The 21,525-nt window shown below is 59.3% G+C and carries 13 protein-coding genes; 5 read left to right on the top strand and 8 right to left on the bottom strand.

Translation table 11 applies throughout. From position 1 onward, the window contains the following. Window positions 1-13: 13 nt before the first annotated feature. The 6 genes from KI787_08230 to gyrA all read right to left on the bottom strand — a co-directional run bounded on the left by KI787_08230 (window position 14) and on the right by gyrA (window position 8,705). Window positions 14-1,132: a histidinol-phosphate transaminase gene (locus KI787_08230; protein MBV6629938.1), complete on the bottom strand. Its 1,119-nt coding sequence runs from the start codon at window positions 1,130-1,132 to the stop codon at window positions 14-16. Beyond that, entirely contained in the window at window positions 1,129-2,223 is a 1,095-nt protein-coding gene (gene pheA / locus KI787_08225; protein MBV6629937.1) for a prephenate dehydratase, read from the bottom strand. Before pheA ends, KI787_08230 begins: the two co-directional genes overlap by 4 nt. Next, window positions 2,220-3,404 carry a phosphoglycerate dehydrogenase gene (locus tag KI787_08220; GenBank protein MBV6629936.1) on the bottom strand — a complete coding sequence of 395 codons (1,185 nt, stop codon included), beginning with the start codon at window positions 3,402-3,404 and terminating at the stop codon, window positions 2,220-2,222. Before KI787_08220 ends, pheA begins: the two co-directional genes overlap by 4 nt. A 361-nt stretch (window positions 3,405-3,765) precedes the next feature. After that, entirely contained in the window at window positions 3,766-4,278 is a 513-nt protein-coding gene (locus tag KI787_08215) for an acyl-CoA thioesterase (protein MBV6629935.1), read from the bottom strand. A 750-nt stretch (window positions 4,279-5,028) separates the two neighbouring features. Continuing rightward, window positions 5,029-6,111, bottom strand: a complete 1,083-nt coding sequence (serC, locus tag KI787_08210; GenBank protein MBV6629934.1) for a 3-phosphoserine/phosphohydroxythreonine transaminase — start codon at window positions 6,109-6,111, stop codon at window positions 5,029-5,031. Continuing rightward, window positions 6,108-8,705 (bottom strand): DNA gyrase subunit A, encoded by a 2,598-nt coding sequence (gene gyrA / locus KI787_08205; protein MBV6629933.1) that lies wholly within the window; start codon window positions 8,703-8,705, stop codon window positions 6,108-6,110. Before gyrA ends, serC begins: the two co-directional genes overlap by 4 nt. Before the next feature lie 217 nt (window positions 8,706-8,922). Between gyrA and KI787_08200 the strand changes: the two genes are divergently transcribed. Next, window positions 8,923-11,817 carry a hypothetical protein gene (locus tag KI787_08200; protein MBV6629932.1) on the top strand — a complete coding sequence of 965 codons (2,895 nt, stop codon included), beginning with the start codon at window positions 8,923-8,925 and terminating at the stop codon, window positions 11,815-11,817. A gap of 202 nt (window positions 11,818-12,019) precedes the next feature. Continuing rightward, window positions 12,020-14,938: a hypothetical protein gene (locus KI787_08195; GenBank protein MBV6629931.1), complete on the top strand. Its 2,919-nt coding sequence runs from the start codon at window positions 12,020-12,022 to the stop codon at window positions 14,936-14,938. Window positions 14,939-15,094: 156 nt separating this feature from the next. Here KI787_08195 and KI787_08190 read toward each other — a convergent pair whose 3' ends face one another. After that, window positions 15,095-16,006 (bottom strand): LysR family transcriptional regulator, encoded by a 912-nt coding sequence (locus KI787_08190; protein MBV6629930.1) that lies wholly within the window; start codon window positions 16,004-16,006, stop codon window positions 15,095-15,097. 123 nt (window positions 16,007-16,129) lie between these two features. On the opposite strand from KI787_08190, the gene KI787_08185 reads away from it, so the two are divergent. From KI787_08185 to KI787_08175, 3 genes are all read left to right on the top strand, one after another. Next, the gene (locus KI787_08185; GenBank protein MBV6629929.1) at window positions 16,130-16,855 is read left to right on the top strand and encodes a hydrolase; all 726 of its coding nucleotides are present in this window, start codon (window positions 16,130-16,132) and stop codon (window positions 16,853-16,855) included. Between the two features lie 73 nt (window positions 16,856-16,928). After that, window positions 16,929-18,746 carry an amidohydrolase gene (locus KI787_08180; GenBank protein ID MBV6629928.1) on the top strand — a complete coding sequence of 606 codons (1,818 nt, stop codon included), beginning with the start codon at window positions 16,929-16,931 and terminating at the stop codon, window positions 18,744-18,746. A 12-nt stretch (window positions 18,747-18,758) separates the two neighbouring features. Beyond that, window positions 18,759-19,892, top strand: a complete 1,134-nt coding sequence (locus tag KI787_08175) for a hypothetical protein (protein MBV6629927.1) — start codon at window positions 18,759-18,761, stop codon at window positions 19,890-19,892. A 62-nt stretch (window positions 19,893-19,954) separates the two neighbouring features. Here the strand turns inward: KI787_08175 and KI787_08170 are convergent, their stop codons facing one another. Continuing rightward, on the bottom strand, window positions 19,955-21,469 hold the full coding sequence (locus KI787_08170; protein ID MBV6629926.1) for a DUF839 domain-containing protein: 1,515 nt from the start codon (window positions 21,467-21,469) through the stop codon (window positions 19,955-19,957). Between the last annotated feature and the right edge of the window lie 56 nt (window positions 21,470-21,525).

The raw sequence follows: 21,525 nt of genomic DNA, 5'->3' as shown, positions 1-21,525 counted from the left end.
GCAGCTCTCCAAGCTAAGCCGCCAGCACACGCGTCAGCGCTTCCAGGCAATGGGCGTTTTCAGATTCTGTACCAATGCTAATCCGCAAGAAGTTGGGCAATCCGTAACCGCCAACCGGGCGCACGATTACCCCTTCCCGCAATAGCTTTTCAAACAGTGGGCGCCCCGGCTGCCCCATGTCTACGCAGAGGAAGTTGGCCCGGCTGGGCAGGCAATGCAGCCCCAGCTTCGCCAAACCCTCTTGCAGCTGGGTCATGCCGTGCGCATTGACGGCCACCGACTCACGGATGAAGTCCGCATCGCCCAGCGAGGCTTCAGCGGCCACCAAGGCCAGCTGATTATTGTTGAAGGGCTGGCGCACCCGGTTCAGCAAATCCGCCACCTCTGGCGAAGACAACGCATAACCAATGCGCAGACTGGCCAAGCCATAGGCTTTGGAGAAGGTGCGGGTTACAACCAAATTGGGGTACTTACGCAACCATTCCTGTACTGGAGGCTGGGCCTGTTCGGGTTGGTACTCCAGATACGCCTCATCGAGTACCAGCAAGCAATGCTCAGGCAAGCTCTGCAACAAATCTTCAATCTGCTGCACCTCCACCCAAGTCCCCGTGGGGTTATTCGGGTTAGCCACGAACACTAAGCGCGTGTCGTCATCCACATGCTGCACAAAGGCTGGCAGATCATGACCATAAGGTTGTTGGGGGTGGTCGGCTGCCAGCGCAGGCACCTCGCGTAGCTCTGCGCTGCAGGCCTTGGTGGCCAGGCCGTAAACCGCAAAAGCATGTGCGCTGGCCACGGCGTTTCTGCCAGAACACAGAAAACTGCGAGCCAGCAGCTCGAGCACATCATTAGAGCCGTTGCCCAAAGTGATCTGCTCGCGGCCCACTCCAAAGCGCTCCGACAGAGCGGATTTCAAAGCGTAGCCAGCACCATCCGGATAGCGTGCCCACTCCACACCCTGGCCCATGGCCGCCTGTGCGCGCGGGCTACATCCTAAAGGGTTTTCGTTACTGGCCAGCTTGCTAATCCGGCTTAGGCCGAATTCGCGGGCGATATCTTCTACGGGCTTACCAGCCTCGTAGGCCACCATGGTTTGCACACCTGGCAGGGCATATTGCTGAATAGTGCTCATGTTACTGCGCGGGGGTAGCTCCCTAGGAATTTGTAAAAGGCTGCCGTGGACTGCATATCTGCCAACACCTGCTTAATGGGCGGATCTTCCGCGTGGCCTGCCAAGTCAATGAAGAAGTTGTAATCCCAGTTCGCCAAACGCGAGGGCCGAGACTCAATCCGAGTGAGGTTGACGCCCGCTTCAGAAAACGGCCGCAGGAGCTCAAACAGGGCGCCTGGACGATTATCGAAAGTCAGACGTAACAGAATCGTCGTCATATCGTTGCCGGTGGGTGGCACCAACTGACGTCCGATCACGAGGAAGCGAGTGGTGTTGTCCGGCTCGTCCTCAATATTGGCGTTCAGAATTTTCAAGCCATAGCATTCGGCTGCGGGTTTGCCAGCGATGGCGGCAGTGCCCACTCCGTGCTCGGCAGCCAAACGAGCGCCCTCTCCATTACTGGATACGATGTTTCGGATGGCATGTGGCAATTTGCGGTCCAGCCATTGCCTACACTGCGCAAAAGACTGCGAGTGCGCAAACACTTCCTTCACCGCGCTCAGGTCCTCACCCGCTGACAGCAGATGGTGATGAACCGGCAAGCTCACCTCACCGCAAATCAGAAGAGATGAGGTGGTGAACATGTCCAGGGTGTGGTTCACCACGCCCTCGGTGGAGTTTTCCACCGGCACCACGCCATAGTCGGCGTTACCCGCCTCTACATCGCGGAAAATCTCATTGATGGCGGCCAAAGGCCGCGGATGCACGGCCTTACCAAAGTGCTTGAGTACAGCAGCCTGGGTGAATGTCCCTTCGGGTCCCAGATAAGCCACCTCTAAGGGCGACTCCAAAGACAAACAAGCCGACATGATTTCACGCATCACGCGCACCATTTCGTCGGCAGTCAACGGACCACTATTGCGATCACGCACCCGTCGCAACACCTCAGCCTCACGCGAGGGGCGGTAGCAGTCTTTGCCCTCACCCGCCGCAGCCTTGATGCGCGCCACTTGCTGAGCAATGGCCGCGCGTTCGCTAATCAGCGATTGCAGCTGCTCATCGAGTACATCAATCCGACTCCGCGCCTCGTCTAGCGAGGTCGGCTTGGTCATGCGGCATCCCGCGGCGCAATAAGCCGCACCTTCAATACACCGTCAATCTGCCCCAGGGCCGCCATCACATCGGCGCCAGGCTCAGAATCAACATCCACCAAGGTGTAGGCCAGGTCACCACGCGATTTGTTGAGCAAGTCATGAATGTTCAAATCATGCTCACCCAAAATGGTGGAAATTTGGCCCACCATGTTGGGCCGGTTGGCGTTCGCGACAGCAATCCGCCAGTGCTGACCATCATCCGGAAGAATGGCCTCTGGGAAATTCACCGAGTTGCGGATATTTCCGGTTTCCAAATAATCACGGAGCTGATCGGCCACCATCACCGCACAGTTGTCTTCGGCCTCTTTGGTCGATGCGCCCAGATGCGGCAGGGCAATCACTTTGTCGTGATGCCGGCCTTGGTTGGTTGGGAAGTCGGTGACAAAGCTGGCCAAATGGCCTGAATCCAAGGCGGCGAGCACAGCGGGCTCATCGACGACGCCGGCACGCGCAAAATTAAGCACCACGGCCCCTTTGGGCATGAGCTTGATCCGCTCAGCGTTGATCAGGTTTTTGGTGGCATCGATGAGCGGCACATGCACCGTGACGAAGTCACAGCGAGACATCAGATCATCCACGGAGACAGCCTGCTCCACACCGGCATCTAGTAAAAGTGCATTGCGCACCGTCAGACTCGGATCGAAGCCCACCACCTTCATGCCCAGAGCTTTGGCTGCATTGGCGACTTTGATGCCAATAGCACCAAGTCCAATCACGCCTAGAGTTCGGCCGGGCAGCTCGCCCCCCGCATAAGCCTTCTTACCCGCCTCGACCTGCTTTTCCACCTCGGCATCAGAGCCTTCTAGGCCAAGCACATAGCTGTAGGCTTGGCAGATGTTGCGAGCGGCCAAAAACAGGCCAGCCAACACTAGCTCCTTTACTGCATTGGCGTTCGCACCAGGCGCATTGAACACCGGAATGCCCAAACCGGACATTTTGTCTACAGGAATATTGTTGGTGCCAGCACCTGCTCGTCCAACTGCCTGCAGGGACGATGGAATCTCCATGTCGTGCATTTTGAAGGAGCGCAACAAAATGGCATCCGGCTTAGAAAAATCCGAAGCCACTTCATAGGCATCGCGCGGCAAGCGCTCTAAGCCCAGCGTGGAAATATTGTTAAGTGTCAGAACCTTATACATGTGGTGCTCGCTTCCTGCTGACTAATGACCATGACATTGGAGACCGCCTCCCCGGCCTCTCGGGGTTGCGATTGTCCCAGATATCCACAGAGCATGTGGGTGTTGACTCTATTCGGCCTATAACCCCCCTGAAAATCAACCCTTGCAACCCAAAACCATACCCATGAGAGCTCAAGACAAAGGCTCAAGAATATTGACTGCCCCAGCTCCATGGGCGCTATAACTCATTGACCTGAGAATGCTCGCCGCCAACGCCAGTAACGACCTGCTATGTCCAGGGCATGCTTCCATCGGCACCTGCGGTGGGCAGGTGACTGCCCTGCCCCGCAGGCTTAGTCACCTACTGAGGCTCTGCCCCTGATTAGTCGGCAGCCGTTTGTGCACGCAGCGTTTTCAGTTCAGAGGCATGTCGCAGACGGTTTTCGCGACGCAGTTGGGCCTCGGCATAGCGTCGTTGTGCAGCGCCGTCCGCAGGCCGCAGCGGTGGGACCCTGCGCGGAGCTCCGGCCTCATCCAAAGCCACAAAGGTGAAATAGGCACTCACGATATGTCGCCGCTGCACAGAGTCATGCGCACGCGCCTCAACCTTCACGCCAATCTCCATGGAGCTGGACCAGGCGCGGTTGATCGCCAAGGAAAAAATGAGAATATCGCCCCGGGTTGCAGGCTCTATGAAATGAAGCTCATCCACGCTGGCGGTGACACAGGTGCTTTGCGCATGCCTATCCGCCAATACGGCAGCGTAGCGATCCATCTGCGCCATGATTAGGCCGCCGAAGACCGTGCCGTGGGCGTTGAGGTCATTGGGGAAGACCATGTAAACCTGCTCGGCCAAGGCCGCTTCGTCGGATGATGTGTGTGTGCTTGTACTCATGGGAGGCATTGATACCAGAAACGCAGCCGCATCGCGCTTGCGAGCCTCGTGCCCAAAATTAAGTTCAGCGCCGGGATTGGGGCATGTTTTGGCCGCAGATTGGCGCAGATAAACGCGGATTATTGGGGCATTCATGGTGGCGCCTACTGCCAAGCTCAAACGACTGCGGGTTCAGCGATGGGATTGGGGATGTTTTGGCCGCAGATTGGCGCAGATGTACGCAGATTGTTGGGGCGTTTTGGCGGGGGCTCTTCGCGAGCACCGACGCTGCGAGGTAGCCCTTTGGGTCAACAGGCGTCTACGGCAAACCGTCACTGCGGAACACATTGCCTGCTCCGTGACCGCAGCAAGGAACAGCACGCGCAGCGCCGCATGGGGACTCACCGACCCCATCTGCGAATATCTGTGGCCATCTGTGGAAACAACCCACTCCGCCTAATCCAAAGGCTGTTTTTGGCCACAGATTTACGCAGATAAACGCAGATTACTGGGGCGTTATGGCGGGGGGCGCTTCGCAATTAGCGACGCTGCACCGCATGGCGTCTGGCGGAGCGAGCGGCTCCGGGCCACCCGTCACTGCAGAACACATTGGCTAGTCCTTGACCGCAGTACGGAATGGTGAGCGCAGTGCCCCCGGGGGACTCACCCACCCCATCTGCGAAAATCTGCGTTCATCTGTGGAAAAACCAGCAGGCACAAAAAAGGCTCTGCCGGAAAGCCCGGCAGAGCCTCGCGAGATCCGACTCTGACTCAGCCCTTACGGCGCTCGAAGTCCGCCATGAAGTCGATCAAAGCATTGACGCCCTCTTCGGGCATGGCGTTGTAGATGCTGGCGCGCATACCACCCACGGAGCGGTGCCCCTTGAGAGTGAGCAGGCCCGCATCAGCCGATTCTTTGAGGAAGGTGGCATCCAGCTCGGCATCGGCCAAGGTGAAGGGCACATTCATCCAGCTGCGCGCTGCTGGGTCGACGGGGTTAGCGTAAAAATCGCTGTTATCAATCGCCGCGTATAAAGCCTCGGCTTTACGCTGATTGATTTCGGCCATCGATTCCAGACCACCGCGGTCCAGCAACCAGCTGAATACCTTGCCAGCCACATACCAAGGGAAGCAGGAAGGGGTATTGAGCATGGAGCCGGCCTCGGCCTGGCCCTGCCAGTTCAATACGCTAGGGCAAGTGCTGCGCGCCCGCCCCAAAAGATCCTCTCGCACGATCAGGATCACAAGCCCGGCAGGGCCGATGTTCTTTTGTGCGCCCGCATAGATCACGCCGTACTTCGACACATCCACCGGCCTAGACATCAAGGTGGAGCTGAAATCGCCCACCAAAGGCACGTCGCCCACGTCTGGAATCTGGTGGTACTCCACACCCTCAATGGTTTCATTTGGAGTGATGTGCACATAGGCTGCATTGGCATCGAGATCCCAAGCGCTCGGGTCGGGGATATGGGTAAACCCGCCCTCGGCCTGCGCAGCCAAGCGGCCAGTGCCGTACTTGCCGGCCTCCTTGATGGCCTTTTTCCCCCAGGAGCCAGTCACCACATAGTCGGCAGAGCCACCCTCTGGCATGAGGTTCATGGGAATAGCGGAAAACTGGCCGGTTGCTCCCCCTTGCAGGAAAAGCACCTTGTAGTTGTCAGGCACCTTGAGCAAGCTGCGCAGATCAGCTTCAGCCTGTTCTGCAATAGACATGAATTGCTTGCCGCGATGGCTCATTTCCATCACCGACATATGGCTACCCTGCCAGTCCAGCAATTCCTCCTGAACCTCTTTAAGCACGGCAGCCGGCAGCATGGCTGGCCCGGCGCTGAAATTGTAGATTGGCTGTGTCATGCGTCCTCGTCCTTATCGGGGGTCTGCTCGGTATCAGTTGCGGTGTCGACCGGCACCTCTGCAGCTGCCTGATCATCTTCAGTAATAAGCTCGGCACGGATGCGGTCCACTGCCACCAAGTGCGTATCCCGCAAGTTAATCAGCCGCACACCTTGAGTATTCCGGCTCAAAGTAGAAATTTGGCTGACTTCGGTACGCACCAACTGGCCCGCAGCCGCGATGAGCATCACATGGTCGCCGTCTTCCACAGGAATGGCGGCAACAACTTTGCCGGTGCGCTCAGTACGCTTCATCGACAGCACGCCCATGGTACCGCGGCTCTTCAGCGGGTAGTCATCAATGGGGGTGCGCTTACCGTAGCCGTTCTCACTGACCGTGAGGATGGGTTCGCCATGATCCACCACCAACGAAATCACACGGTCGCCTTCGGCCAGTTTAATGCCGCGCACACCAAAGGCCGTGCGTCCCATCGCCCGAACGGCGGCCTCATGGAAACGCACAACCCGCCCTTCATGGGTGAACAGCATGATGTTGCGGTCCCCGTTGGTGAGATCCACCGACACCAGCTCGTCGTCCACGCGCAGGTCCAAAGCGATCAGCCCCACACTCCGCGGCCGGGAGAACTGCTCCAAAGGCACCTTCTTGATGGTACCCAAGCGAGTGCACATGACGACGAAATCGCCAGCATCAAAGTCTTTGACCGGCAAGACCTGGGTGATTCGCTCTTCGTCTGCTAGGGGCAGCAGATTCACGATGGGGCGCCCCTTGGAGTCGCGCCCCCCCGTGGGCAGCTTAAATACCCGCAGCCAGTACACCTTGCCCAGAGAGGAGAAGCACAACAACCAGTGGTGCGTGTGGGTGACCCAAAACTTATCCACAAAATCTTCGTCGCGGGTCTTCGCCGCAGAGCGACCCACCCCGCCCCGACGCTGGGCTTGGTACACATCTAAAGGCTGCGCTTTAACATAGCCTTTGTGGGACATGGTAACCACCATGTCCTGAGGCGGAATGAGGTCCTCGTCTTCAAAGTCATCGACCGCCGCGGTAATTTCGGAGCGGCGAGGGTCGTTAAAGGCCTCTTTAAGCTCGACCAGCTCTTCGTGGATAACCTCCAACAAACGCTCGCGACGATTCAAGATGTCCAGATACTCACCGATCTGATCCAGCAGCTCGTTGAATTCCTCTTTGATCTTGTCTTGCTCTAAGCCGGTCAGGCGGTGCAGACGCAAATCCAAAATAGCTTGCGCTTGAACCTCCGAGAGCAAATAGCCCTCGTCGGTGATCCGCTCTTGGTCGTTGTCTTCAGCCTGGGCGCGGGCCCGCTCAATCAGGTCCATCACCGAGCCTGGCGCCCAGCGCTGGGCGCACAGAGCTGCCTTAGCCTCTGCGGGGCTAGGCGACTGCTTGATCAAAGCGATAATGGGGTCGATGTTCGCCAGAGCGACCGTGAGACCCTCCAAAACATGCGCCCGATCACGAGCCTTGGCCAGCAAATACCGTGTGCGCCGAGTGACAACCTCGCGACGGTGCATGAGGAAGGCCTCAAGCATGTCTTTCAGGTTCATCTGCCGCGGCTGACCCCGGTCCAGAGCCACCATGTTGATCCCAAATACCGTTTGCATTTGGGTTTGCTGGAAGAGGTTATTCAGCACAACCTCGGCATTCTCGCCCCGCTTCAGGTCGACAACGACTCGGTAGCCATCTTTGTCGGACTCATCGCGAACTTCGGAGATGCCCTCAATCTTCTTGTCTTTAGCCAAGGTGGCAATGTCTTTGACCAACTTGGCTTTATTCACCTGATAAGGCAGCTCCGTCACCAAAATGGATTCGCGCCCGTTGGCGTGCTCCTCAATTTCGGTGCGTGCGCGCAGCTTTACCCGGCCACGCCCGGTGCGGTAGGCCTGAACAATGCCGGAGGTGCCATTAATGATGGCACCCGTCGGAAAATCTGGAGCGGGCAGGCATTCCATGAGCTCGTCAATGCTGGCCTGCGGATGCGCTTGCAGGTACAGCAGAGCATCGACCACCTCACCCAAATTATGCGGAGGAATGTTGGTTGCCATGCCCACCGCAATCCCGGCGGAGCCATTCACCAACAGGTTCGGCACCCGCGTCGGTAGCACCTCTGGTTCGGACTCGGTTTCATCGTAGTTGGGGATGAAATTAACCGTGCTCTTATCAATGTCCGCTAGCAGCTCATGGGCGAGCTTGCTCATGCGCACTTCGGTGTAACGCATCGCTGCGGCAGAGTCGCCATCGACGGAGCCGAAGTTACCTTGGCCGTCGACCAACATGTAACGCAGGGAGAAATCCTGCGCCATACGCACAATGGTGTCGTACACCGCAGAGTCACCATGCGGGTGGTACTTACCGATCACGTCACCCACGATACGGGCCGACTTCTTGTAGGCCTTGTTGTAGTCGTTGCCCAACTCGCGCATGGCGTACAGCACACGGCGGTGTACGGGTTTGAGTCCATCGCGCACATCCGGCAGGGCGCGACCAACAATTACGCTCATGGCGTAATCCAGGTAGGAGCGCCGCATCTCGTCTTCGAGATTGATCGGCAACACTTCCTTGGCGAAATCGCTCATCAGGCAGACTTTTTTGCAACAAATATAAGAGTCGAATAGTAGCACTTAGCCTCGACCAGAATCGGCCTAGATATTGCTTCGCGATCGACGCCTGCGACACGCTGCCTGCAACGCGGCGTCATTAGCAAATATGTCGCACTGCCTAGCCCTCCGTAATAAGAGCGGCTAAGCTCCACCGCCTTGGAACCTGGCTTTACGCCAACGATTGGAGAACAACATGCAACGTACCGTACTCGGCCTCGCGGTCGGCAGTGCGGCATTGGTCGCGTCTGCGGCCTGGCTGATCACAACTGAATCCCCCTTAGATTGCAGCGGCGGCGGCCGGCTGTGCACCACACAGGTGCAAGACGAGCGCACGCCCGAAGAAAAAATGGCGCTGATTGATGACCGCGCCAAAGCCCATAACTTTCCACCGCCCGGCGCACTGCGCAACGCTTTTGAAGCCAAGCAAGCCCTGCAGCCCGCCAAAGCGATCGTGCGCGGCGCGGATGGACAATGGCAGCAATATGGCGTGGGTCCGCTCATTGCCAGCGGCCTAGCCCAAACCATCGGGCTGGCCCCCTTGCCCGACACCAACCTGCTGGCCTACGCCGGCCGGGTTGACGATTTCGCCTACGACGCCACCAACAAACGCCTCTTTGCTGCTCCCGGCACCGGCGGCATCTGGATGAGCGAAGCCGTGAATGGTGACGTACGCACCATTGGTGACTACTGGGTGAGCGTGGGTGACAGCCTTCCCTCCCAAGCCAACGGCGGTGTTCTCTGGACCTCTGGCGGCGGTGGCACCCTGATTAGTGCAGGTGGCGACTCGGTCATGAGCACCGGTGCCTACCATGGCATCGGCGCGTACTACACCACCGACCTGGGCCTCACCTGGACACGCTCCAAGGGCTTCCCGGACGACGCTTTGGTCTTCAATACCGAAGCCGATCCTGGCAACCCCAACATTCTTTACATCGCCTCCAGCCTGGGGCTGTACCGCTCAGACGATGCCGGGCGCAGCTTCCGCAATGTCGCTTTGCCCACTACGCCTGAATGCGCCGGCAATATCGACCGCAGCAGTGCTTGCAACCTGGCTAATGTTGTTTCCGATGTCATCGTCAAAGCTCCGGGTGGCGTCGATAACTTTGTTTGCCGAAATACAGGTTGCCCCGTGATTGCCGCTGTGGGCTGGCGTGGTGGCAACGGCCCCTACCCCGATGGCGTCACGCCGCAGTCGCCCAACAATGGGCTGTATCGCTCAGAGACTGGCGCGGTCGGCAGCTTTGAAAAGCTCACCCCACCGGATGTCGACCCCATTACCGGCGCAGGCTTTGCCCCACAAGACCGAATTGGCCGCATCGAAATGGGCGTGGCAAATGGCCCGCTGCAAGACCATAACTATGTGTACTTGATGGTTCAGGATGCGGTGCTCCTCAATGGCGGCAGCTACCCGCTCGATCCGCCCTTGGACATTATCCTGGGTGACTCGCCGGTCTCCACCAACATCAACGGCATGTACATGAGCCCGGATTTTGGCGACAGCTGGATCCGCATGGCCGATCAAGTTGAACTAGGCACCATTCCTGGCCCCTTTGCGGCCCTGATCGCACCGGGTGGGCAATCTTGGTACAACCAATGGATCAAGCCGGACCCCACCCGCGCCGTTCCTGGCCTTGGCATTCCCACCCGCTTAGCCTTCGGCCTGGAAGAGCTCTTCCAGAACCCGGTTGACGTGCCGCTGAATGGCACGCTGCAGGCGGCGAACCCGCAAGACTTCCAAAACATGGCGTACTACTTCTCGGCCACCGGCGCTGATCGTACTGTGCACCCGGATCAGCACGCGGGCTTGTGGATTCCTACCGGTGATGGCGGCGTTTGCTTGTTTGTGGGGCATGATGGCGGCGTGAACCGCCAATGCGCTCTGCCAGGCCAGCCCCTCACCCAGCTCGGCTGGGGACGTGGCGCCAATGATGGCTTCTACACCCTGCTGCCCTACGGCCTGGCTGTGGCCAAAGACGGTACCGTTTGGTTCGGTCTGCAAGACAATGGCTCCGGCCATATTGAGCCCGACACCGGCGTGTCCTTCATGGATTTTGGCGCTGACGGTTTCTATGCCGAAGTCGACCCGGACAACTCCGATATCGCTTACACCGAGTCACAGAACGGCGGCCTGCGTCGCACCACCAATCGCGGCGCCAGTGCAACGACCATCGCCCCGCCCTATGCACGGGTGAACTTCGCCAACTGGTTCTCCATGGACCCACTGGACTCCAAGCACATGATCACCACGGCCAACCAGGTGTTCGAAACCCTGGATGCGCCCAATGTGACCAGTGGCACCTGGAATGAGGTCTATCGACTTGGTGTGAACCCACGCACCGAAGTGTTGTTCACCGCCAATGTAGGCGATGTGCACGGCGATGCCATTTACGTGGGGGCTTGCGGTGACTGTGGTGTTACCAGTAATGACACCGGCTTCCAAAACAAACTCGCCACCAATGTGGGCGGTCGTCAGCCCCCCAAGGCCGGCACCACCCAAGGCTGGCACGACGCCAGTGCTGCCGGTCTTCCGAACCGCTTCATTGGCGCCTTGGAGATTGACCACAACGATCCCAACACCGTGTACGTGGGTCTGCATGGTTACTCCTCCGGCTTGCGTGGCCCGAACACCTTCGGCGACCAAAACCCGGAAGACCCACAGGTAGATGCCGGCAACATCTTTAAATCCATCGACGCCGGCGAAACCTTCGTGAGCATTCAAGGCAATCTGCCGAAGGTGCCCGTGAACTACATCTTGCAGCGTGATGGGCAGCTCATTGCCGCCACCGACTTCGGCGCCTACATCAGCAGCGATTTGGATGGCTCCAGCTGGGCTCCTCTGGGCAGTGGTCTACCCAACGTGCCGGTTACCCAAATCAAGCAGCAGCCGGGCAACCCCAACATGCTGTTTGCGTCGACTTTCGGCCGCCATGTGTGGACCTATGAGTTCCCCGCAGAGGCGCGTCTGAGCGTTGACCCGCTCGAGCAGGCTCGCCAGTCCCGGGCCTTGGGCTCCGCCAAAGGCGGCGCCTTGAGCCTCATGGGTCTCCTAGTGCTCATGATTCTAGGCGGACGTCGACGCTCTGCCTAATCGTCGATGACGCCCGCCCCGGCGGCGTCCATCGTCATTCCTCTCAAACCGGCGACCCTGTGTCGCCGGTTTTTTTTGACTAAAGCACAAAGATTTTTCGACGCTTAATGCGGCTTAGATAGCTGGCCAGCATGAGCCCACTGAAAGTAGGCTTTAAGGGAGAACCTTGACCCGCGGCATTACGCCGTGATGGAGATCCCCCGTGAAAACATCCATTGCCAGCTTGGCTGGCTTCGGCGTGCTGTCTGTAGTTGGCAGCATCCTCTACTGGCACCAGCAAACGCTAGACTGCAGCGGCGGCGGCCGCCTCTGCGAGGGCGCAAGCTACTCCGAATATGAAATGGAGGGCGAGGCAGAAAACCCGCTCGAAAAAATGCAGCGGTTTGATGCCCGCGCTGGCGAAGCCAACTTCCCGCCGCCCGGAGCCAAGCTCAAAGCCTACGAGCAAACCCAAGCCCTGGAAGCGCAAAAATCGCTGGTGAGAGGCACGGGTGGACGTTGGCAGCAGTATGGCGTGGGCCCTTTGATTGCCAGCGGCTTGGCACAAACCCTGGGCGCCGCTCCACTGCCAGACACCAACCTACTCAAATACGCCGGTCGCGTGGACGAACTGGCCTATGACCCAGTTGCTAAGCGCTTGTTTGCTGCCCCCGGCAGCGGCGGCATCTGGATGAGCGAAGCCCGCGATGGCGATGTTCGCACGCTGGGCGATTACTGGGTGAGCATCGGCGACAACCTGCCTACGCAAACCAATGGCGGCGTGATCTGGACCCCCGCAGGCGGCGGCACCATCGTCTCCGCCGGTGGTGATTCCACCATGAGCACCGGTGCTTTCGCCGGCCTCGGCGCTTTCTGGAGTAATGATCTGGGCCTCACCTGGACCCGCTCTGAGGGCTTCCCGGATGACGTACTGGTGTTCAATACGGCCACCGACCCTGGCAACCCCAACATTTTGTACATTGCCTCAAGCGTGGGCCTCTATCGCTCCGAAGATGCCGGCCGCAGCTTCACCAATGTGGCCTTACCCACGACGCCAGAGTGCGCCGGCAATATCGACCGCAGCACCCCCTGCGCCCTGGCCAATGTGGTTTCCGACGTAGTGGTAAAAGCACCGGGAGGTGTGAACGATTTCGTTTGCCGGAATACCGGCTGCCCGGTCTTGGCCGCTGTGGGCTGGCGTGCCGGGAGCCAGTTCTACCCCGATGGCGTCACCCCGAAATCGCCCTCCAACGGTTTGTACCGCTCCGGAACCGGCCAAGTGGGCAGCTTTGAGCGGCTGGACCTGCCTACGGTGGACCCGCTCACCGGTATGGGCTTTGCCGAGCAAGAACGCATTGGCCGGATTGAAATGGGCGTAGCGAGTGGCCCCTTGCAGGACCATGATTACGTTTACGCCATCGTGCAGGACGCCAAGCTCCTGCAGGGGGAGAGCTATCCTCTCGACGCTCCGATCAGCCTGATCCTGCCCGAATCGCCCCTAGGCGGTCTATCAAACGGTATCTACGTCAGCTCAGACTTCGGCAGTAATTGGATTCGCATGGCCGATCAGTTGGAGCTTTCTTCAGTACCAGGCCCCTTCACGGCTCTGATTCCACCCGGCCTACAGGCCTGGTTCAACATGTGGGTTCGCCCAGACCCCACTCGCGCGGTACCGGTATTGGGCATTCCTACACGGATGGTTTACGGCTTCGAGGAGCTGTTCCAAAACCTTGTTGAGCAGCCTTTGAACGGTATCTTGCAGGCTCAGTCCCCGCAGGACTTCCAAAATATTTCCTACTACTTCTCAGCCACGGGGGCAGATCTCACCGTTCATCCCGACCAGCATGACGGCGTTTGGGTGCCCACTGGCGACGGCGGTGTCTGCCTGTTCGTCGGTCATGACGGCGGTGTCAACCGGCAGTGCGCCCTGCCTGGCGCCCCGCTGAACCAACAAGGCTGGGGCCTCGGTGCCAATGACGGCTTTTACACGCTGCTGCCTTACGGGCACGCTGTGGCCAAAGATGGCACCGTTTGGTTTGGCCTTCAGGACAACGGCTCCGGTCACATCGAGCCCGACACCGGCTTCTCCTTTATGGATTTTGGTGCCGACGGCTTTTACGCCGAAGTGGACCCGGACAATTCCGATATTGCTTACACGGAAACCCAGAACGGTGGCCTGCGCCGCACCACCGATCGCGGCGCCAGCGCCACCTTCATCGACCCACCCTATGCCCGGGTGAACTTCGCCAACTGGTTCTCCATGGACCCGCTGGACTCCAACCACATGATTACCTTGGCCAACCAAGTGTTTGAAACCTTGGATGCCCCCAACGTGACCAGTGGAACCTGGAACGAGGTATACAGGCTGGGTGTGAACCCACGCACCGAAGTGCTGTTTACCGCCCGTTTCGGCGACGTACATGGCGATGCCATCTATGTGGGCGCCTGTGGTGACTGCGGGGTCACCACCAATGACACGGGCTTCCAGAACAAGATCGCCACCAATGTGGGCGGTCGTCAGCCGCCGCAGGCCGGAACTCCTAACGGCTGGCACGATGCCACCGCGGCGGGTCTACCCAACCGTTTCATCGGAGCCGTGGAGATCAACCATGATGACCCCTTCACGGTCTATATCGGCCTGCATGGCTACGACTCGGAAATGCGGGGGCCCGGCGTGTTTGGCGACCAAAACCCAGAAGATCCGCAAGTAGATGCCGGCAATCTCTTCATGTCCACCGACGCCGGCGAAAGCTTTGTGAGCATCCAAGGCAATTTGCCCAAGGTGCCGGTGAACTACATCCTGCAGCGTGACCAGCAGTTGCTGGTCGCCACGGACTTTGGCGTATTCATCAGCAGCGATCTTCAGGGCAGCAACTGGGCCCCGCTCGGCGAAGGTTTGCCCAAGGCGCCGGTGAGCCAGATCAAACTGCAACCTGGCAACCCCAACAAGCTCTTCGCGTCACTGTATGGCCGCCACATCTGGACCTACGAGTTCCCGGCCGATGCCCGTATGCTGCGCGACCCACTGGAAGAGGCCCGTCAAGCCAACCGACTCGCCCGCTCCGCAAAGGGTGGCGCGATTGGCTTTGCTGGCTTGGCCCTGCTGGCCCTATTCGGATTGCGGCGGCGCGCGCGCCGTTAGTCGCGGTCCCAAGCACACACAGTCCAAAGCCGGCGGATCATCCGCCGGCTTTTTCTTTGCAGACTCCATTCCCAGGGCCGCCGTCCAAACGCCGAGGGCCCAGCAGGATTGCGCCGGGAGAGCGTCCGTGGCGATTTTATGTCTGGCCCATCCCAGCTAGACCTCGAAAGCCCCTCCTGCGTGCTTGGCTAAGCGCTGCGCAAGCAAATCCACGAACAAACGGACTTTGGGCGATAAGTGTCGATGCCGGGGATACAAAGCGCTGACCGTCAATGCACTGGCCTCATAGTCCGGCATAAGACGTACCAACTCTCCTTGCGCCAGGGCCTTGCTGACCACGAAAGTTGGCAGCAGGACAATTCCTTGCTCGCCAATGGCGGCGTCCCTAAGCATTTCGCCGTTATTGGCCCACATCACACACGAAATGGTGGCCACCCGCTCCTCTCCGGCGCGGTACAAGCGCCATTGGCTACCACTGGCCTGATAGCCATAGTGCAGGCACCGATGATGTTTAAGCTCAGCGGGAGTGGTCGGTGCCCCATATCGCTGTAGATACCCCGGAGCGGCACACAAGATTCGCTTGGCGAGAGCCACATCGCGCGAAATTAAACTGGTGCTCACGCGTGGAGCCCCAACCCGCACCGTGACATCAAAACCTTCTTCGATAGGGTCCACGAAGCGGTCATTCAGGCTGAGTTCCACGTGAACCTGGGGATACCTCTCCATGAACTCGACCACGATTCCGGAGAGATGGGAGGTTGAAAATGACATGGGGGCATTAATGCGTAAGGTGCCCTGCGGCGTGGAAGAGCGCTCCCGGATGGACGCAAAAGACTCATCGAAATCGTTCAAGAGCACCTGTGCGCGATCATAAAAAGCCAAACCAACGTCCGTAGGGACAACCCGCCGGGTACTCCGGGTGAGCAGCTGCGTACCAAGCTCCTCTTCCAGGGCCACCACCGCTTTGTTGACCGCCGAACGCGACAGCCCCATTTCTCGAGCCGCCGCTGCGAAGCCGCCGCGATCAACCACCTGGACAAAGGCCCGCAGGCTGTCAATTCGATCCATGATTGTCTCCGAAATGGATACATAATGTTTTTATTTTGCCGGATTGTCTTTGATTAAGACTATATACACAATCATGTGACGTCGTTCAGCCCCCCTGAACTCAGCCCTTCACCGGAGTACATGATGTTGAAACTCTCTCTGCCACACACGCTGCTCGCGGCCGTCCTCGTCGCCTCCCTCAGCGCTCCCACTCATGCCGCCAAAGCCAAGCCCGTTCCCTCGAACGATCTTCTTAGCCCAGACAACCACTCCCTGATTCTGATCGACCATCAGCCGCAAATGGCCTTTGCCACCAAGTCCATCGATATTGTGGAATTGCGCAACAACGTCACCGGGCTGGCGAAGTCAGCCAAGGCTTTTAACGTGCCCACGATTTTGACCACGGTGGCTGAAGATTCCTTCTCCGGCCCGTTGTTTCCGGAGCTTAAGGCGGTCTTTCCGGAGCAAACCCCCATCGATCGCACCACCATGAACACCTGGGAAGACCCCCGGATTACAAAGGAAGTGAACAGGATTGGTCGTAAGAAGGTGGTCATTGCCGCACTCTGGACCGAAGTCTGCGGAGTCGGGCCGGTGCTCTCCGCGCTGGATCAAGGCTACGAGGTGTACTTTGTCACCGACGCCTCGGGCGGAGTCAGTGATGATGCACACAACATGGCCGTCCAGCGCATGGTCCAAGCCGGAGCTGTGCCCATCACCTGGTTGCAGTACCTGCTGGAGCTGCAGCGGGATTGGGCCCGTACCGACACCTATGACGTCGTGACCGGCATTGCCAAAGAGCACGGCGGCGGCTATGGCCTGGGCATCATCTACGCCAAAGAAATGTTTGGCGCCAAAGAAGGCCAGTAGTACGTTGACGACTACGACGGAGTGCGCCAAAGCGCACTCCGTCTCCACTACTTCACCCCCAGGAGTCTTCCGCATGCGCCACCTATCTCCATGGCTACGGCTGCTTTCGGGCATCGCACTTGGCACCCTCGCTGGCAGCACAATCGCAAATGGCTCAGTACTGGACGGGGTCGCCATCCCCGCTCCTGAGCTGATCATTCACAACGCCAAGGTCACCACCCAGAATCCGGCCCAACCCAGCGCTCAAGCCTTTGCTGTACGTGATGGTGTGATCACCCGGGTCGGCGATAACAAGCTCATCCTGGGTTTGGCCAAGGAAAGCACCCGCGTCATCGACGCAGAGCAACGCCGGGTCATTCCGGGCCTGAATGATTCCCATATTCACGCTGTTCGCGGGGGCCGCTTTTACAACCTGGAGCTGCGCTGGGAGGGAGTCCCCTCGCTCAAGCTGGGCTTGGAGATGATCCGCGAGCAAGCCCAGCGCACCCCCGAAGGACAGTGGGTGCGCGTGATTGGCGGCTGGTCCCCTTTTCAATTTGAGGAGCGGCGCTTCCCCAGCATTGCCGAACTCAATGCAGCCGCCCCAGAGACCCCGGTTTTTGTGCTCTACCTCTACAGCCGCGGGTTTTTAAACCAGGCCGGCATGGATGCCCTGGGCATCGACGCCAACACGCCGGACCCCGCCGGAGCACGCTATGAGCGCGATGCCGAAGGCAACCCCACCGGCGTGCTCATTGCCGACCCCAACCCCACCATCCTGTACTCCACCATTGCCCAGCTGCCGCATTTAACGGCCGAGGAACAAATCAACTCCACCCGGCAGTTTTATGCAGAGCTCAGCCGTTTTGGCATGACCTCTGCTATTGACGCTGGCGGTGGCGGCCATGTCTTTCCCAAAAATTACACCGGCAGTTTTGCTCTGGCTGAACTCGGTGAACTGCCGCTGCGCGTGTCCTATTACCTCTTCCCGCAAAAGCCGGGACGCGAAGCTCAGGACTTTCGCGACTGGATGACCATTACCGTTCCCGGCATGGACGATCATGACGCTCTTCATCACGGCTTTGAGATGGAGGGCGGCGGCGAGTTTTTGGCTTGGTCGGCAGGCGACTTTGAAAACTTTATGGCCGATCGCCCCGAACAAACCCAGGCCATGGAGCGTGATCTGGAAGAGATCATGAGCGACCTGGTCAAGAACCGCTGGCCCTTCCGCATCCATGCCACATATAACGAATCGGTATCGCGCATTCTGGTGGTACTGGAGAAGGTCAACCAGCGCACCCCTCTAGCGGGCCTGCGCTGGGCCATCGACCATGCAGAAACCATCTCCAAGAAGAACATCCAGCGAATCCATAAGCTCGGCGGCGGCATCGCCATCCAAAGCCGCATGGCCTTTGCCGGGGAGTACTTTCAGGAGCGCTACGGGGAGCGGAAAACGGGTAACGCCCCCCCGTTGCGTGCCATGCTCGATGTGGGTCTGCCGGTGGGAGCGGGCTCCGATGCCACGCGGGTTTCCAATTACAACCCTTGGACAGCATTGGCCTGGCTGATTACCGGCCAAAGCATGGGCGGCACGCCGCTGCTGAACGAGAAAAACCAACTCAGTCGCGCCGAGGCCTTGTATCTCTACACCGTAGGCAGCGCCTGGTTTTCCAGCGAAGAGGACCAAAAAGGCCGTTTGGCGCCCGGTCAATTTGCCGACTTTGCCCTGCTATCCAAAGACTACTTTGACGTGCCCGAATCCGAGATCACAGGTATCGAATCGGTTCTCACGGTCGTGGGCGGCCGGGTGGTGCATGCCACCGATGCCTACCAACAGCTGGCACCGCCCAAGCTCGAAGCTGTGCCGGAGTGGTCACCCGTGCGTCACTTCGGTGGCCATTACGCCCCCTGATCGAGCACGCGCATGAGGCCGTTATTCAGCCATGGAAGCCTGCTCTGCGGGCTCCTTCTTAACGCATGCGCCATCCAGGGGCCGGATAATCTGCAAGGCTCCAGGCTGGCCTACAACAGCGCCATCCAGCAGAGTGAACAGCGCGAACTCTTGCTGAACTTGGTGCGCTTGCGGCATGCCGAAGAGCCCGAGTTTTTGGCCGTCAGCGGCATCTCCACGCAAATGCAGTTTGAGGCCAGCATGGGCACTGGGGCGGAGCTATCGGATGAACCCACGCTGTATTCTCCTGGCGTGCAGCTGCGCTATTCCGAGTCCCCCACAATCACCCTGACACCCCAGCGAGACCAGGAATTCACGCGTCAGCTGTTGGCCCCCATCGCCATTGATGTGATGTATTTGGCCCATCGCGAGGGCTGGAGGCTGTCGACCGTGCTGCAGCTCGTGGTGGAGCAGCTCAACCAGTTGCCCAACCCCGCCGATGCCAGCTCCAGCGCCCAGACGCCGTTCGGCGCAGTGAGCCAGGCACTGGAGCACTGGCAACAGCAAGGTGTACTAGATATCGCCGTGGAGCAAAGGCTGGAGCCCGTGTCCACCGAGCTTCCGCGGTCGAGCCTGGGGCTGTCGGACCATCTTGCCGCGCTCGAAGCTGGCTATCAGCTTCATTACAACGACCGAAGCGACGCGTTTCGCATCATGCGGCCGGTGCAACATTATTTCCTCGACATTCACCCAGAAGCCCGAAGTAATGCCACCTTGCAGAACCTTCTGGTCAGCCTCGGGCTACCGCAGGGCCTCACCGAGTATGAGATCGATCCAACGGGAGAGCGCTTTAGCCGCCCCTCTCCCGCCTTGCGAGTACGCACTCGATCTGTGCTTGGAGCCATGCGCTACTTGGCGCAATCGGTGCCCACTGACCAGCCGCTTGAGGGTTCTGGCTCGCCGCCCTTATTGAATATCACACGCTCGGCCCGGCAGCTCCCTGACGCGTCCATCAGCGTCCCCTATGGCGGTGACTGGTACAGCGTACACAGCAAAGATCGCAGCAGCCGAGAAACTCTGTCGCTGATGATTGCCTTGATGCGACTCAACCTCTCCGCCAGTGGGGCGCAGCATGTTCCCGTGCTGACACTGCCGGTGGCTCCCTAAACACGCTCGCAAACCACGCCATTCAGGCGGGATGGTCTCCCGGGTTCAGATTCAGAGCCGCGTTAGCCAGCATCCGCTTCGTCGTCTGGACTCGCCGCGATCCGGCTGGCTAAGCCCGCCAGGGTGAGCCCTCCCAAGGTCAATAAGGCGGTACTGCCACCGGCCGCCGTGGAAGCCAATCGACTACTGGCGCTGTCGTCGCCATCCAGCGCGCGCTGGTTGAAAGGCCCGGTGATTTCAAAGATTTCACCGCGAACTTCGTTACCATTCTCGTCTTCACGATGGCGTTTCGCCTGGCTGGCGATGTAGAGGCGAGTGCCAGAAGGGTCAAAAGCCGGGCCAGCCAGCTCGGAGTGCGGCACGGGGTAACGCAGGAAGGGAGCCACCGTGCGATCACGAGTGATCATCACCAGCTCCATATTGCCTCCATCTTCGGCCACGAAGAGGTCATGACTGAAGGGGTGCACGGTGATGTTGTCCACTCCGGTGAGCGGGGCGCTTTCGCCCAGTTCGGCAGCGTCGTAGATGATGTCGACACGCTCGGCGCGGGTGTCATAAGCCCAGACCCGGTTGGTGCCCTTGGTGGTGAAATACACGATTCCGCTGTCATACCAGCAGCCTTCCCCGCCTTTAAAGACCGCCGCCGTGGGGATTTGATAACGACACTCCAGGGGCAGACCCAGCGGGTTAGGCACCGTCATCCAGCGCACCGTGCCGGGCTGGGTTTCTTCTACGCTGCCGGTGACCTGATCCCAGGGGAAATCATGCGGGTCGATGATGGGCACCTGCTCCAGAATCTCGCGAATGGTGTCTGAGTAGGGCACGCGAACTTCGGGGTTATCCCCCACCACAGCCACTTGCAATTCGCCCACGGTCAAATCCGGCCGACCGCCTTCGGGCCATACCGCTGGAATAAAGCGAAAGAAGGCACCGTCGCCGGTATCTTCGGTGAGATAAATGGCCTTGCCAACAGGATCCACAGCCGCTGCCTCATGAGAAAACTGCCCCATGGCCGGCAAGCGCAGCGGTGGATTCGATCCCGTGGGGTCGCACTCGTAAACAAAACCCAGGAAGTTTTCCTCGCAGGACAACCAGGTCCCCCAGGGCGTGGCTCCACCGGCACAGTTGTTGTTGGTGCCTTGCAGCACCGAATAAGCGTCGATGACTTCGCCCTGGGCATTGAAGCGCACCGCGCCTACACCGCCCTGCTCGCCGCAGAAAGGGTTATCCAGGCCGTCTTGGCATTCGTCGGCCACAATGGGAATTTCGGAGTTGCTGGCGTAAATCCAGCCCCCGTCGGGCTGTGGAAACACGGCGCCCCCATCCGGCGCCCGATGCCAGACATAACTGGACTCCCCGCCATTGGCCAGTGGCACGCGGTCGTAGGCTTTGGCGATGCGCCGAGCGGTAAAGCCTGGCGGCAGGTACAGGCCGTTTTCATCCGGCCCGACGAGCTCACCGAAAGGATTGGGGCCGGGCTGACTGGGCGCCGCGTAGGCGTGCTTCCAAAAGTCTTGGCCCAGAGCAAAGGTGCCGGCAGTGGCCAAGCCGGCTTGCATAAATTGACGGCGTTGCATGGGGGAAATCTCGCAGCGGTTCTCAACCGAGCAGATTAAATGACCGGTATGACAAG

The organism is Oceanococcus sp. HetDA_MAG_MS8, assembly GCA_019192445.1.
GTDB lineage: Bacteria > Pseudomonadota > Gammaproteobacteria > Nevskiales > Oceanococcaceae > MS8.
The sequence above is the reverse complement of the archived record's forward strand: the minus strand, read 5'-3'. Positions and strand labels throughout refer to the sequence as shown.

Bases quoted from the DNA above. Each gene is read 5' to 3' on its own strand.
- gyrA (MBV6629933.1), bottom strand. From the start codon at position 8,705: ATGAGCGATTTCGCCAAGGAAGTGTTGCCGATCAATCTCGAAGACGAG.
- serC (MBV6629934.1), bottom strand. From the start codon at position 6,111: ATGACACAGCCAATCTACAATTTCAGCGCCGGGCCAGCCATGCTGCCG.
- KI787_08175 (MBV6629927.1), top strand. From the start codon at position 18,759: ATGAGGCCGTTATTCAGCCATGGAAGCCTGCTCTGCGGGCTCCTTCTT.
- KI787_08170 (MBV6629926.1), bottom strand. From the start codon at position 21,469: ATGCAACGCCGTCAATTTATGCAAGCCGGCTTGGCCACTGCCGGCACC.
- KI787_08230 (MBV6629938.1), bottom strand. From the start codon at position 1,132: ATGAGCACTATTCAGCAATATGCCCTGCCAGGTGTGCAAACCATGGTG.
- pheA (MBV6629937.1), bottom strand. From the start codon at position 2,223: ATGACCAAGCCGACCTCGCTAGACGAGGCGCGGAGTCGGATTGATGTA.
- KI787_08190 (MBV6629930.1), bottom strand. From the start codon at position 16,006: ATGGATCGAATTGACAGCCTGCGGGCCTTTGTCCAGGTGGTTGATCGC.
- KI787_08200 (MBV6629932.1), top strand. From the start codon at position 8,923: ATGCAACGTACCGTACTCGGCCTCGCGGTCGGCAGTGCGGCATTGGTC.
- KI787_08220 (MBV6629936.1), bottom strand. From the start codon at position 3,404: ATGTATAAGGTTCTGACACTTAACAATATTTCCACGCTGGGCTTAGAG.
- KI787_08215 (MBV6629935.1), bottom strand. From the start codon at position 4,278: ATGAGTACAAGCACACACACATCATCCGACGAAGCGGCCTTGGCCGAG.
- KI787_08180 (MBV6629928.1), top strand. From the start codon at position 16,929: ATGCGCCACCTATCTCCATGGCTACGGCTGCTTTCGGGCATCGCACTT.
- KI787_08185 (MBV6629929.1), top strand. From the start codon at position 16,130: ATGTTGAAACTCTCTCTGCCACACACGCTGCTCGCGGCCGTCCTCGTC.